9 protein-coding genes are annotated in these 15,635 nt (G+C 47.2%); 6 read left to right on the top strand and 3 right to left on the bottom strand.

Annotation, left to right across the window (positions count from 1 at the left end; genetic code table 11):
- The first annotated feature begins 167 nt into the window (after nucleotides 1–167).
- The gene (locus tag OSC7112_RS27805) at nucleotides 168–1,364 is read left to right on the top strand and encodes a sensor histidine kinase (RefSeq protein WP_015179017.1); all 1,197 of its coding nucleotides are present in this window, start codon (nucleotides 168–170) and stop codon (nucleotides 1,362–1,364) included.
- Between the two features lie 167 nt (nucleotides 1,365–1,531).
- Complete coding sequence (locus OSC7112_RS27810) at nucleotides 1,532–2,170, top strand: response regulator transcription factor (protein ID WP_015179018.1); 639 nt, start codon at nucleotides 1,532–1,534, stop codon at nucleotides 2,168–2,170.
- Between the two features lie 116 nt (nucleotides 2,171–2,286).
- On the opposite strand, the gene OSC7112_RS27815 is transcribed toward OSC7112_RS27810, so the two are convergent.
- The 3 genes from OSC7112_RS27815 to OSC7112_RS41335 all read right to left on the bottom strand — a co-directional run bounded on the left by OSC7112_RS27815 (nucleotide 2,287) and on the right by OSC7112_RS41335 (nucleotide 5,068).
- Entirely contained in the window at nucleotides 2,287–2,910 is a 624-nt protein-coding gene (locus OSC7112_RS27815; RefSeq protein WP_015179019.1) for a precorrin-8X methylmutase, read from the bottom strand.
- A gap of 121 nt (nucleotides 2,911–3,031) precedes the next feature.
- Complete coding sequence (locus OSC7112_RS27820) at nucleotides 3,032–3,838, bottom strand: TPM domain-containing protein (protein WP_015179020.1); 807 nt, start codon at nucleotides 3,836–3,838, stop codon at nucleotides 3,032–3,034.
- Between the two features lie 873 nt (nucleotides 3,839–4,711).
- Nucleotides 4,712–5,068 carry a hypothetical protein gene (locus OSC7112_RS41335; protein WP_015179021.1) on the bottom strand — a complete coding sequence of 119 codons (357 nt, stop codon included), beginning with the start codon at nucleotides 5,066–5,068 and terminating at the stop codon, nucleotides 4,712–4,714.
- 28 nt (nucleotides 5,069–5,096) lie between these two features.
- Between OSC7112_RS41335 and OSC7112_RS27830 the strand changes: the two genes are divergently transcribed.
- Genes OSC7112_RS27830 through OSC7112_RS37350 form a run of 4 tightly spaced genes read left to right on the top strand, consistent with a single transcriptional unit; the run spans nucleotide 5,097 to nucleotide 15,341 of the window.
- A complete protein-coding gene (locus tag OSC7112_RS27830) occupies nucleotides 5,097–14,753 on the top strand; it encodes a DUF4114 domain-containing protein (protein ID WP_015179022.1) in 9,657 nt (3,218 codons plus the stop codon).
- 4 nt (nucleotides 14,754–14,757) lie between these two features.
- Entirely contained in the window at nucleotides 14,758–14,958 is a 201-nt protein-coding gene (locus OSC7112_RS37345) for a hypothetical protein (RefSeq protein ID WP_015179023.1), read from the top strand.
- 7 nt (nucleotides 14,959–14,965) lie between these two features.
- Nucleotides 14,966–15,148: a hypothetical protein gene (locus OSC7112_RS27835; RefSeq protein ID WP_015179024.1), complete on the top strand. Its 183-nt coding sequence runs from the start codon at nucleotides 14,966–14,968 to the stop codon at nucleotides 15,146–15,148.
- Between the two features lie 4 nt (nucleotides 15,149–15,152).
- Nucleotides 15,153–15,341: a hypothetical protein gene (locus OSC7112_RS37350; protein WP_015179025.1), complete on the top strand. Its 189-nt coding sequence runs from the start codon at nucleotides 15,153–15,155 to the stop codon at nucleotides 15,339–15,341.
- Nucleotides 15,342–15,635 lie beyond the last annotated feature (294 nt).

The following is a 15,635-nucleotide window of genomic DNA, read 5'->3' on the forward strand; positions in this document are numbered from 1 at the left end:
TGACCAATTCCCTCAACATTCATCCGTTAAATCCCCATTCACTGCTTCGTTGCCGAACTTCCTTCTAAACATAAGGGGGTAACGTGTTTTTTGACTCCAAGATACCTTCTACAATTAGGTCAGCGACCTTGCTTGCATCGCTCCAGCTTTTGATGGGGAAAAGTTCTATGATTCGCTTGACCTATCCGTCCTTTCGTTTGTTGCTTTATTTGGAGTGGCTGCTGCTGGCGACGGCAGCCTTGATGGAAGTGCTGCACCCGTTTCAGTCGCTCTGGTCGCTGCTGTTACGGGTTGGCGCGATCGCACTTTTCGGCGCGATCGGGTTGCGTTTGCCAACCGTTCGGTTAGGTAGAAAAGTTTTATTTACAGCCCTAGAATTTGGCTTGATTTTGCTGCCAATTGTCCAGGAAGGGTTATCGAGCCGATCGAGCTTTTTGCTTTTTCTCGTGCTGCTGATGCGTAGTTGTCTGATCTTCCGCCAGCCGGGGCAGGTGACAGTCTTGGGTGTAGCCCTGCTTTCCTATAGCTCGCTACTGTTATTAAAACCTATTTTACCTGAAAAAGTCATTGCAACTGTTTGGGAATGGCGATTTAGCAATGTGTTATTATTTGGCTTGACATTAGTGTTCGCTTTATTGTTAATTAATGCGTTGATTGCGGAACGCCAAAGCCGAGAGCAATTAGAAATCGCTCACGATAAATTAGCCCTAACTCACGAACAACTCCGCCATTATGCACTGCGAATTGAAGACCAGGCAACTTTGCAGGAACGCAATCGGATTGCCCGCGAAATCCACGACGGACTCGGACACACCCTCGCGGCTCAAACGATTCAGCTCAATAATGCCCTCTTGTTCTGGAAATCGGAGGATGAGAAAGCCCTGGAGTTTCTGAAACAGGCGAAACAACTCGGATCGGAAGCTTTGTTAGAAATTCGCAAATCTGTTTCGGTGTTGCGATCGAATCCTTTGCAAGGATTGTCGCTCGAAAGTGCGATCGACAAACTTCTTCAAAACTTTCAACGTATGACTGCGATCGAAGTTTCCAACTCGATTCGCTTACCAGTTCTGCTATCTCAGGAAATGAATACAACACTTTACAGAATTGTGCAAGAATCGCTCACAAATATTCACAAACACGCTGATGCAACGATGGTGACTGTTGGGTTGCAGCAACACGCAGGACAGGTTTATTTGTCGATTGCTGACAACGGCAAAGGCTTCGACCCTGCACAAAATACCACTGGATTCGGACTCCAGGGAATGCGCGAACGAGTGGCGGCAGCAGGCGGTCAATTTGCGATTTACAGCAAGTCGGGAAACGGTTGCCGGATTTCGGTTTCTTTGCCATCTCAAAACATATAGAACTCGGCAGAAAACCCGGCGGTTTAAACCGAGATGTTGTAATGAACAGGCAAGATGCCTGTTCCACAAAGAATCAATTTCTTGTGGGGTGGGCATCTTTCCCGCCCTAAAAAACCTTATTAAAAATAGATTGTTTTCCCCACGGTAATTAATATGAGGATGGTTGTATGATTCGGATTTTGCTAGTGGACGACCGGCATATTATTCGCCGGGGAATCAAGAGTATCCTGGAATGCTATTCTGATATGCAGGTAATTGGTGAAGCTGAAAACGGACAGGAGGCGATCGCACAAATTCCCATCCTACAGCCCGACATTGTGCTGATGGATATTCGGATGCCCGTGATGGATGGCGTAGCAGCAACCGGGGCGATCGCCCAATCTTATCCCGATACAAAAGTGCTGGTTTTAACCACATTTGATGACGATGAATATGTCAGCCAAGCAATGCGGCTGGGCGCAAAAGGCTACCTGCTCAAAGATACCGAACCCGACGAACTTGCCTTAGCGATTCGCGCTGTTTATAAAGGACACACGCAACTCGGCCCGGGATTATTTGAGAAAGCCCTGATGACTCCTGCTGTAACCAATCCGACGGTTGTTTCTCCGCCAGAATTAGAGCAACTCACGCCCAGAGAATTAGAAGTGTTGCGTTTAATAGCTTCGGGCGCGAACAACCGAGAAATTGCTCAAACCTTATTTTTGTCGGAAAACACGGTAAAGAACTATGTAACGAATATTTTGAGTAGGTTAAATTTGCGCGATCGAACTCAAGCCGCGCTGTTGGCTCATTCACTCTTCAATTAGGGACTTACCGATGCCTGAAAGTGGCAATCAAAGCCTTGCTCAGAGACAGATTCAGCCACTTTCTTACCACCCGATTTTTTACACCCACCCATCAGCGCCAGCAGCACACAAAATCATCAACTGTTTCCCTCTTGGCCGTAAGCCTGCCAAGCCAAATCCACCAGCCCGTTAACAATAGCCACAGCTACCACCGCAGAGCCCTTGCGGCCCTCAATCCGAATGTGAGGAATCATCGAATCATGCAGCCGCGACTTAGCCACGTCCACCCCCACAAACCCAGAAGGCGTCCCAATCACCAAAGCCGGCCGAATTTCCTCAGATTCAATCAAATCTACGATCGCCGACAAAGCAGTTTGAGCCTGACCCACCACAAAAATCCCTTCAGGATAGCGTCTTGCCAAAGTTTCAATCCCCCAAGCCGCCCGCGTCCTTTCCTTTTGGGGGCGCGTCAAAGCCTCCATCGAACAGTAAACCGGATTCGCAAAGGTACTTTGGATCAAGGGCGTAATGCCCACCTGCACCATCGGCACATCTACCACGATTGTAGTCCGAGCAGCCAAAGCCGCCGCCCCAGCCTGCAAAGCCTGATCGGAAAAACTAATTAAAGACTTGTACTCAAAATCAGCAGTCGCATAAATCACGCGGCGGACTATTTCGTACTCCGCCGCTGAAAAACCGTGGTCGCCAATTTCGTTATCGATTAATCCCAGACTCTGGGCATCGCTTACGTGCCATTCCATTTGTTGGATAGCTGTCGCCTGTGAGTTGTCAGGTATCAGCTTACCAGCTTTTAGTCATTCGTTGACTGTTGACTGTTGACTGTTGACTGATGACTGTTGAGTGCCAACTGCAAAGTGACAACTAAGTTTCCGACGACGAAGAAGACTTGCCCAGCACCGGAGTCAGGAATGCCACCAAAACTCCGATCGCAAAACCGGACACATTCCGAACCACAGGCAACCAGTCAGAAGTCCGAGTCACCACCGGCCCGAGTCCGAAAGCGAAAAACAGAATGCCCCACAGCGGCGAAAAAATCAGCGCCCACTGCCAAGCCACAACCTGTCCCGGCTTCCGAGGCTGAGCCGCAAACCCGCAGATGACGCCGCCAACCACCGACGTAATTAAGGTCAGAACCCACTGTTCCCTCGGCAAACCGGGAACCACGCGGCATCCGCCCTGACGCAAACAGCCTTCGATCGACTCCAAAGATTCAATAATCGCTCGATCTTCCCCATTGTCCCGCACAAAAAATTGATTGCCGTAGCGGGTTTGCAGTTCTACCCAAAAAGTGCGCGGCAGCAGCGGATACAGCGAGTCGCCCACATTAAAATTGAGCAAATTGCCCCCTCGGGGGTCAGCAACTAATAACACACTCTTGTCATCTAGCCCCCAATAGCTTTTGACAGCCAAACCGGGGGTGCGATCGTACTGAGTCAGCACTCGCAGTTTCCAGCCGGTTTCGGCTTCAAATGCCTTTAAATTTTTTGCCAAAGTTTGTTCTTCAATATCCGTAAGGGCTTTAGCTAAGTCAATGATCGGCGTCTGAGTTGAAGGCAACAAATCGGGATTATTGAAAGCGTGGGCTGCAGGTGCGATCGTCCACACGGACAAAGCCAGAAAAAATGCGGCAACAGAGGCTAGAAATTTTCGCGGGAAAAGCTGTGACATAGGAACTTATAATCCGGGTCTTAATGGTGAATGCTAGCTGGCGGTCTTAACCAGAGGATAAGAGAAAACTCATTTTTCTTTACAATTATTTACTTTACAGGAAGCCGAGAGCAAGGGGAAGGGTTCGGGGAAGGAAAGTTTTGAACAGGGAAGGGACTGACAATTAACTGTAGAGGGCGCGCGCGATCCAAGGCCAACCACCGTTAAACAAAAGCTCGATTTCCTGACGGGGTGAGTATCGAGCCCAGATATTGCACCCGCAATCAAAAACCTGTAGGGGCGGGTTCACCAAAAGCTTTAAGGGGTGCAGACAGGTTAAATAAACCCGCCCCCACCCACAAAAAAGCCCCTTAAGTAGTTGCACATAATTAATTACACAGATTCTCGGCTCAAACCCTTACAAGCGTAAAGAGTCTTTATGTAATTAATTTTGTTTGGTTACTTATTGATATTGGTGCAACATCTGGGATTGATAATCATTGAAGCCGGTGCTAACAGAGAGAGACCGTATGTGCGATCGATGATTTAAGTATTTTCATGCCTCAAAAAACTTACTTTCATAAAGATTTAGCATAAGTTGAAAAACTCTCAGTAAATATACAGGAAATCAAACAGACTAGCAACACCCAAAAAAACTCTGAATTTCTGTATTTTCCCGAATTTATTTATAATCGAGTCTAGCCGATGATCGAGATGAGTAATCGCTGAATAATGATTTAAAAGAAATTAACCATTTCTCAAGGAGTGCGAGCGAGTGCCTTTAACCGACCCGATTGGAGAACCTTTAACAGAAGTGGAATCCTTAATTCCCTAACTTGCCCCAACTTTCGCCCCACAACTGCCGGGAATTCAGACTAACAAAACCTTATTATATCAAACTCCGGGCTCTTCTGAAAACTCCGAACAACCTAACTTAATAGAACCCGCAAGCGGGCCCGCATCCGAATTCAGTCGAACAGAAGCTGATGCTTTTATTATTAATAAAGCCTCCGATATTAACAGCATACCTTCTGCCAACACCAGCCCTCTGATAACTAACAGCACTCTCAGGGATACAACAAATTCTGAAGTTGACCCTCTAATTGGTAAACTCGACTCGGACTTAGCAGACCCCCTAATCAACCCGAATCGAATTGCATCAAATAACGTTTCTTCTGATGCTAATAAATCTGCGACTGACGTACCTCCAGTCAACTCGTCAATCAGCAACTCAGAACTAAATAAAACCACAGCAGCTACAACCGCTGTTCCCGATGAATTGCTGGAAAATCAAACACAATTCTCGCCAACCGCCTCCACAAAATCAGAACAAGATTCGGACAAAACATTACCCGTTGTAACTGCATCTACCACGAGCGAAAAAGCTTCGGACAAAACACCATTACCCGCTACCGCTGAAACGACTTCAAAACCCGAAGAACACCAAACGCCCTTATCATCAGAGACTACACTCTTCTTCGAGTCATCACCAAACAAAATATCACCGGCAACTGCATCAACGACTGACAATTCAAGAGCAAATACAACATCACCCGCAACTGCGTCAGTCGCTGAAAACCCTGAACTAGATCGAACATCACCTGCAACTACATCAACGATTGATAAATCAGAACCAGATCAAACATCACCCGCAACTGCGTCAGTCGCTGAAAACCCTGAACTAGATCGAACATCACCTGCAACTACATCAACGATTGATAAATCAGAACCAGATCAAACATTACCTGCAACTGCGTCAGTCGCTGAAAACCCTGAACTAGATCGAACATCACCTGCAACTACATCAACGATTGATAAATCAGAACCAGATCGAACATTACCTGCAACTACATCAACGACTGACAAATCAGAACCAGATCAAACATCACCTGCGACTGCATCAACGACTGACAAATCAGAATCCAACAAAGCTTCACCTACCGAAATCTCCACCACCAACAACTTAGATACAGCCACTAATCTAGAACCCAATAAAACCTCAACCCCAGAACCCGATCGAACCTCAACTCCTTCAACCAACATCAACTTTGACTCAAACGCATTCAGTGTCGATGAAAAAGGAATAATCGGCATACAATTCACATCCGACGGCGGGTGGTATAGCGGACAACTAGCCATCGTCAGCCTACTCGGAATGGAAAAATTCGTTCCCGGTTCCGAGGCATTTATCAAAGAAGCAGCAAGTCGAGCTTTAAGCAACTCGACAAAGGGCTACATCGCAATTTCTGACGATTTAGAAGGAGCATATTACACCGATCCTAACAGCTCAGAAAACCTCAATTCCGGGCAATACCTCGGCACAAAAACATTTGCCATGACGCCTGGGGACAAATTCTTCTTCATGCTAGTACCCAACGGCACCGTACAGCAAGTATACGACAACCCCGCAATCGGCGGCGACAAAAAACCCCTATTTTCAATAGCTACAGACAATCCCAGCGACGGCTTCAGTATCGGTCAAATTGCCGATATTACAGGAGAAGGCAAACTCTTTGTCATGGAAGACATGGGGCTGATTCAAGGGAGCGATCGGGATTACGATGATATCACATTCCGTGTCACGGGCGCTACATCCAAAATAGTTCCCCTCAGCGAATTAGTTGACTCCTTCTCTGCATCAATTCACTCCCCGTTAATTCAAAAACTGAAGGGTGAATCGGATAAATCAGAGCCGAAATTTACCCGAGAATCAACTGTTACCAATTCCGGTGATAAATCCCAGGGAGAAACACCATCGATAACTGCTGATAACGACCAACAAAAACCTCAGCCAACAGAAACATCAACAGTTGCTAACTCAGACAGCCAAGAATCGCCAGCCACAGAAACATCAACAGTTGCTAACTCAGACAGCCAAGAATCGCCACCAACAGAAACATCAACAGTTGGTAAATCCGACAGCCAAGAATCACCACCAACAGAAACATCAACAGTTGCTAACTCAGACAGCCAAGAATCGCCACCAACAGAAACATCAACAGTTGCTAACTCAGACAGCCAAGAATCGCCACCAACAGAAACATCAACAGTTGGTAAATCCGATACTGAAGAATCGCAAGAAATAGAACAAACAGCCTCTCCCCCAGAGACACCCAGTGTTAGCCCTACTGAATTAAATTCGGAAATTGAACTGCCAGTATTAGCAGAATCTCTTGTCAGCGAGTCAGCAGATACTGAATCAATTAAAACCGACACAACTGCAACTAATCGCATTCCTCAATTGCCGGCTGAAGCCGACTATGGTGTAAACAATGCTGCTTCTCCACCAACCGCTGAAACTCTGCTGATTCCCACTCCCATCGCGTCACAGCCTCCTGCAAAAACATCTGAGATTGCCGATAATTTGGGCAAAGAATTGCCAAGAGAAACCGATGACAATATTCCTAATGCTGCGTCACAATTGCCGATCCAAATTACTGAGGTTATTCCCGCATCCAAAGCTGTTGATACCCAAGAAAATGACCGGGATGTTACCGAAACCGCAGCCGAATTTGAAACCGAACAATTTCCCACAACAACCGCTGAGATTATTGCTACAGAAACAGAAAACGTTGCCGATTTAATTGAAGATGACACCACCTTCCCTGAAATAACAGCCGAATTTAAAACCGAACAATTGGTGACAAAAACCGAGTCAATTGTTGCCGCACCCGAAGCGGATGATACGGTTGAACGCGAACTCCCTGTTGCTGAAATAACAGCCGAATTTGAAAGCCAACAATTGCCACCAAAAACAGACGATTTCGCTCTTGCAGAATTCACTGCTGATACAATTGATACGGACATCGCTGTCACCTTCACAGCAGCAGAATTAGAGACAGAAAACTCCCCGGCAATTGTCGTTAATTCTCTCGAAACCGACCCGCTAATTTCCCACTCAAACTCTAGCGTACAAACCGATTCTCCCATACCGGCACTTTTCTCAACTCCATTAGAAACAGCAGCAGGTACAGCACAGATAGCCTCAGTCGAAACCAGCGTTTCACCATCAACTCTTAAATCCCCACCCTCACCAACTTCAAACACTTATAATAGCAATTCAACTCCAACAGAAACTACCGTCGCTCAACCCGCGTATTCCGATACCAAAATAGCGCCAAAACCCGCAGATATATCGAGCGGTTGGCTGCCGCCGTTAGAAGTAGAAGAATCGGCTCAATTTTCGGACGGTATTGCAGACAGTAAATCTTATTCAACACAGGGTGCAGGCAACTTCCAAAGCAATATCAATCCCCCAACAAATCTCTCAACAACAACAACAGCCAATTTACCAATCCCCGGTACTTTCCTTGTAGATAACCAAGGAAAAGTCAGATTCGACTATGTATTTGACGGCGGCTACTTTGAAGGCGAACTTGGAGTTTTTAGCCTGGCAGGAATGGAAGCATTTACACCAGGAACTCCAGAATTCATTGCCGAAGCATCCCGTAGAGTTTTAAGCAATTCCACCGACGGACACATTGTAATTAGCGACTCGAAAGAAGGAGCCAAATTCACCGGTGCGATGCCGTTCGACGGGGATTGGGGCAGCGGCGAATATCAGGGTATCAAAACTTTCTCCATGAGCCCAGGCGACACCTTTGCCGTCATGTTAGTCCCCAACGGTACAGTACAGTCATCGCTCCAATCCTCGTATGAGGGAAATTTGTACCCCTCACACCGTCCCTTATTCAGTATCGCCACAGCCAATCCCAACGATACCGCTCATCTGCTACAAATAGCCGACGTTACGGGCACCGGCAACACCTTTACCCTCGAAGATATGTCGGCCGCTAACTCGGACAGAGATTACAATGACCTAATCTTTAAAATTAGTGGCGCAACCGGAAACGCACCGCTGCTTTCTACAGTCATCAACCCTGACAGAGAATGGCGCAATACAGCTTTAGGACAGCAATTGCTCGCCGAAGCCAATCCCCCGAATTCTGACAACAATCCGCCCGTTGTTTCACCGACAAACGTTCGGACTTATACAGAATTAGAGACAACTATTTCATTAGAAAATCTTGCCACAGATGCAGAGGGCGACCCTCTGACAATTAGCGTCCTCAATCCAGTTAACGGCACAGTAATTTTCAATCCATCAACCAACAAAGCATCGTTTAAACCAGCAACTGGTTTCTCTGGAATTGCCAGCTTTGATTTCCTTGCCAGCGACGCTTTTGGGAGTTCAACTCCCGCGCGGGTGACAGTCAACGTCAGCGATGTTCCGCTGTTGAATCTAGATTTTGTGAAGCGAAATCCGCTCCTCAATGCAGGAGAAAATACGGAATTGATTGTGCTGGGAGATTTTGCCGACCAAAAAGGTGTAGTGCTGCCAGATTCTTATCTAACTTACACTTCATTCAATCCAGAAGTAGCATCGATCGACTCTTCTGGAAATGTAACAGGTAAGGGAGACGGCACTTCGATTTTGAGCGCATCTCGAAATAACTTGCAAGCAGTAACAGCGCTGCGAGTTGGAGAACTGCCAGCCCCAACAAATGATGCAGAATTTAATGCAGCGCTAGCAGAGATTAACGGTTTGAATGTCTACCCCAAAGCAGTCACGATGACAGCAGGAATGGCACGAGCGCTGTTAGTAGGAATTGACAACATAGAACAATCCCCCAACTTAAAATTTGGTGCGACAGGAACTCGCTATTTCCCCGGCAACTCCAACTTATTGCAAGTGAATTCAGACGGCGTTATTACCGCCACAGAAGAAGGAGTTACCAACGTTACAGTCATTCACGGTGCCGTCGAACAAGTCGTGCCGGTACGAGTCTCCGTTCCTGCCGCCGCCGGAACAATTTTAGGAGTAAATGGCGGTGCAGTTACTGGCAGCGACGGTTCAATTGTGATGCTGCCTGAGGGAGCTCTTGCCGGAGATACAGCGGTTAGTTTTACAGCTTTAAATAGCAGCAATCTATCGCTACCGCTTCCAGAAGGTTTGCAGTTTGCAGGAGGGTTCAATTTGGATGTGGGCGATAAACAGTTGAAATTGCCCGCCCAACTAGCAATTCCAGCCCCCGCCGGCTTGTCTCCAGGTACTGAAGTTTTATTTTTGCGCAAAGGTTCGCTACCGTCTGCGTTCAATGTTGAAAGCCCAACTTGGCTGATTCAAGAATCCGGTGTAGTCGATGCCAACGGTACTATCCGCACTAATTCTCCACCCTTGAGCGGCCTTTTGGATAGCGGGGAATACTCGATACTTGCATGGCCGACCCTGGGGTTAGTAGGCGCGCCGACACTGCAAGGATTGCTCAATAACGCTACTTTCGATGCTACCCTTGCAGCTACTAAAGCACTCAATCTTTCCACAAATGTCGGTCTCCAAAACAGCTTTTTAGCAGCGAACGCCGGCTTAATCGGCATCGCTGCGGTCACTGGAGCTCAATTCGCCGCTACAATTTTGGTACTGGCTTACTTGGCTAAATACCTGCAATCTGGATTGCAAGTTATTGCCATTCCACCAGTTGGTTTGCCCGTAGTTACTCCAGCGGGTGTCGAACTCAACCCCGATGGAATTCCCAGCGTCACTGCGACCCTAAATATACCGACATTATTCCCCGCCGACCCCCAGGCACCTCCAGTCCTTCAAGGAGCTGAATTTAAGTTAGAAAATGGCACCCCAACAGTCGTCCTGACGGGCAGCAATTTCCTGAATAACTCCGGGGATTTGGGTGCGGAATTTGAGGATTTAACTGTTAGCTTCCGCGTCGGTGACAAGAGTTATCCCGGTGTTTTGATACCGGAAGAAAACACCGATTTAGGAGAAAATCGCTACAAAATTGCTGTCGAAATTCCGCTCGCCGTATCTGTCGGCGATGCCAGCATTGTAGTGTCGAGGAAGCAGAAAAAACGCTTAGGGCACGGAGCAGCAGATTATGAGATTGTCGAACTCTCAAGTGAAGAAAATATCCGCCTCGCCCCTACCTGCCTTGAATGGGGATTGGTAGCAGAACGTTCGAGCGACAGAATTAACGTTATTAACCTCAGAAATGCTGCATCGACTGTGGAAACTCAGACCAGTGAAAACTTGGCGGTTGCTGTTAACATTCCTGTAGGCAATCCCAATATTCCATCAGACCGACCGGAGTCAATCGCGGCTACTAATAATGCTACCCGCGCCTATGTAACTCTGGGGAATACCGGCCGCGTGTCGGTGGTGGATTTGATGGCGCTGCGAGAGATAGATACTACCCCAGAAACGGCTACTGTGGATGCGATTACCTTGCCTTCTGGGGCCAGGCCGCAAGGTATTGTTATTGACCCCAAAGACAATTACGCTTACATTGCTGACCAGAGTCGTCCCAACATCTACGTCCTCGACATCAATCCGAATTCGGCAACTTATCATACCGTAGTTGAGACAATTGCGATTGATTCGCCGTCGGGATTGCAACAGTTAACAATTAACAGCGACGAACGCAAACTTTTTGTAACTGGTTCCGACAGAAATATTCACGTTGTTAACATCGACCCGAGCGACAAACCTACCAATTCTAGTTCTAATCCCCGCAAGTGGCACGAACAAATTGGCAAAATATTAACTCCAAATGGGGCAATGGGGATAACTGCAACTTCTGACCCGTCGAAGATAATTTTTACCAGCGGCAATACCGCTACAGACGGCAGCGGTTTGGGTGTCTTGGAAATTACCGACAGCGACCCCCTGAGTTTGGCGGCGGCGGCACGCTACGCGAACTTGTCACTGGGTAGCGATTCCGATTACTTTGATGTCAATGAGGGAGTGGCTGTAACGATAACGAAAGACGGGCAATATGCGTTTGTTGCAGGCCGCAACAATAGGGGAAACGTCAACCCTAGCGACGCGCGCTCCGGCGGCAATATTGGCATTATCTTTGACCCCCTCGGACCAAATCCTCGATTGGTGGCTGCAACTCGACCGATTCCGGGCAGCTTAACTAACAACGTAGCGCTTTCGAGCGATGGCAAGTATTTGATTGCTTCTTATCCCACCCTAGAAGGGGGAGGAAGTGCCTACGTTTTCGATGTGGAGGAAATGATTAAAGCTGTAGAGAATCCGGGGAATTACAAGCTTGACGCCCGCAACAGGGGTGTGGGTACTTGGGGTTTCGAGGCAAGCAATCAGCGAGATGCGACAACTGCCGACCTCGCCCGCGTGCCGATTGACGATATCAATCCTCTTGTGAGTATTGCGGCTGACTACGAAATTACGGGGGGAAATGGGATTAATAATTTCACCTTCAGCGTACCGGAGGGTACGAACCGAGCTCCGATCGGTATTGGTGGCAATCCGAGGGGTTTGGCGATAGCCAGTGCGAGAAATTGGCTGGAATTAAAAGGACCGATCGGGGATAGCAAAAACGATAGCACTCCTTTAATTCCTACTTTCAAATGGGACTTGAAAGGTGAGGATGAATTTTGCGGGCTTCCCGGTTTTAATCCCGATACTGATGTCAGCGAGGTCAATCTTTATGTCAGCGTGTTCCCGCAAGGAAACGGATTGTTGCCGGGCGATCGGTGGTCGGGGTTAAATTCGGCTGGCGACAAAGATTACAATCCCAATCGGGTTCTGACTGCTCAATGGAAAAACGGTACGTGGACTTGGAATGGTGTCAGCAAAGCGGGTTCTCCTGAGGAGTTTACTCTTTCTAGCGATCGAATGTTGACTGCCGGTCAGAAATATCACTGGGCTGTGGAAGCCGAGACGGATAAAGGGGAAAAGACAACTGCTTTTGGCAACTTTGAAACCTTACTGCCTGCGCCGATAGCTGGCGCGAATACTTTCAGCAGCGTTACTGTTTTAACGCGAGGCTTAGAAGCTCAACCTAATTTGATAGACCGCCAATTCGAGCAGATGGCTTCTCACCTGACTGAAGAAAATGCTTTGGTCATGCGTTACGATCGGGCTACTAACAAATGGGGGTGGCTGAATTTTGATGGCTCCAAAACCTTCTCCCCTCCAAGTCATAAATTTGGCGCACCACTGATACTAATCCCTGGATGGGAACAGCCACCAGAAGCAACCGCATTTAACTCTGGCTTTACTGAAGCAGCCGCAGATGCCTTTTTTGCTTCAATGGTAGCTTTAAATCAAAGTTTGGAAAACACCCTTTTCAATTCACCTATGCACTTTATTGGGTTTGGTCAGGGTGCAGCGATCAACAATGAAATTGTCCAGCGTTTGGGGACTTATTTTCCCCTCGCTGGCGGTACTAGCTCTGAAAACCGCGACCTCCAGATGACAACGCTCGATCCTCATGATTTCGACCAAGATTACTTGGTAGGCTCCTTAAAAAGCTTCCGCGATCCATCCGTGCTAATCTGGGAAAATGTTACCTATGCCGATAACTATTATCAAAACGTCCCCGCTCTGGATACACAGGAAACCAATACCCGTGCTGGTCGGCGAATTGCCGAGGCGGATTGGAACGTACATCTTGGTGGTTCTGATGGAACAGGCTCTGTTGATGGCTCGAGCCGGATGGGATTTACTGAACACAGCACGGATGGAAGGCCTCACATGCACGCTCTCACTTGGTATGGAGGAACAACTAACCTTAGCGGAAGTCAACTCCCCTTAAGGAATGGAGAGACGATTTACCGTCGGCTCGGAGATCTGGAACTAGATAGTTCAGGCAATCCAACCACACCCACGTGGTACACGCCCGCTCATGCGAACGCTAATTTTACTCACGGCGAACAACAAGCTCCTTGGGAAGGTATCGGTACAGGCTGGTTTTACTCGGTACTCGGCGGTGGCTCTCAATTACGCCCCTATGGTGTTAACGTAAGTAACCGCGTTCCCCTAACCGAGGACAACACCTACACAGACGAAACTATAGGTAACAGGATGCGGGGTGACTATGCAGTTCCCACCCTTTTCAATGGTAATTTTGACGCCAGCAAACGTTTTACATATCAGAGCGTTCCAGGCTGGTCTTTTTACAACTCTTTAACTGTATCCGACAATCCTAATGTGTCGCAAAGGCATTTGCACGAACGGGATGAGATTGATACCTTTTTAACTGAAGAGCAAAGAATATTAAACTACGGTTTTGCTTCACAAAACTATACCTTTAAGATGGGAGGTACTGATGGACCTCAAGAGATAATTCACAATCTCTTTGTTGTACCCGATCAAAACAGCTTACACGATAGTTTGAAGTTAGACCTGCACGTACCTGAAGACCAACTCGCTGCGGGAAGAAACATTACGGTTTCTATGCGAGCAGACGTAGCTGGTTACGAACAGTTCAGGTCAATAGGAACTATCAATTTAGAGCGAGGCTCTGGAATCAATAGCTCTCCTGCAGAGATCGACAGCAACATTCGCAAGATCGGTTACGGGACTGAAGGCTTTGAAAGTTTCTACCTAAATGTCCCGCAAGAACTACGCGGTAAGGCAGCTTTACTCAAGTTTGAAATCAATGACGGCACTGTTTACGTTGACGATATTTCTTTTGGCAAGAAGTGGGAACCTTCTATGACTCTCGCTGAGGCTGAAGAATATACAAAAAATAGCTACTACAGCGGACGCGTGCTCTATCATGGAACTAACCCAGATGGTGCTGCTAATATTGCGGATATTGGTTTAGATCCTGCTAGGTTCATCAGAGGTTTCCTCGGAGAAGGTTTTTATTTGACAAATCAGGAGGAGAGGGCTAGGGATTTTAGCCGCGATAAGGATGGCAATCTAAGGCAGGGTCCGATATTAAAAACCGTGCTGAACGTAAAAAACCCCAAAATCTATCCGGGTTTACAGGAATTTGCGGATGAGGTAGCCAATTACGGTCAGGAAACTGGTCTACAAGAACCAGAGCGGACAGTTAGATATGCAGAGTATCTCAAATCTCAAGGGTATGATGCGATCGTGACTACCCCAACAATGATGCAACATTATTTAGTTTTCGACCCCAAACAAGTTGTTGTTATTGAGGAGTAATCAAATGGCTGAATATGGAGGATGCCGTGCCTGCCGTCACTGGTTTCATGACGTGTATATAAACGAGATGCCAACTTGTCGCGCCTTCCCTGAAGGAATACCACTAATTATTTTCGTCGGAGAAGAACACACAAAACCTTTACCCGATCAGGACAATACAATTGTTTATGAACCAGCCGAAAAACCTTTTTGGCTGACGGAATGACAACTTTGTGCGGGAAGTAAATACTGTAGGTTGGGTAGAGCGCCAGCGAACCCTACCTACAGAATCTACTGTTCGATATGCAGAGTATCTCAGATATCAGGGGTATGATGCGATCGCGACTAGAAGCCCAGAAATGATGCAATATTATTTAGTTTTCGACCCCAAACAAGTAGTTGTTGTTAAGGAGTAATCAAATGCCTGAATATGGAGGATGCCGTGCCTGTCGTCACTTTTCTGACGTGTATATAAACCAGCTCCCAACTTGTCGCGCCTTTCCTGAAGGAATTTCACCAATTATTATCACGGGAACTATAGAACATACAAAACCCTTACCCGACCAAAACAATACAATTGTTTATGAACCAGTCGAAGTAGCTAAGTAGACAGTACCCGAAGACCAACTCGGTGCGGGAAGAAACATTACGGTTTCTCTGCGAGCAGACGTAGCTGGTTACGAACAGTTTAGTTCAATAGGAACTATCAATTTAGAGCGAGGCTCTGGAATCAATAGCTCTCCTGCAGAGATCGACAGCAACATTCGCAAGATCGGTTACGGGACTGAAGGCTTTGAAAGTTTCTACCTAAATGTCCCGCAAGAACTACGCGGTAAGGCAGCTTTACTCAAGTTTGAAATCAATGACGGCACTGTTTACGTTGACGATATTTCTTTTGGCAAG

This window comes from Oscillatoria nigro-viridis PCC 7112 (assembly GCF_000317475.1).
Classification (GTDB): Bacteria; Cyanobacteriota; Cyanobacteriia; order Cyanobacteriales; family Microcoleaceae; genus Microcoleus; species Microcoleus nigroviridis.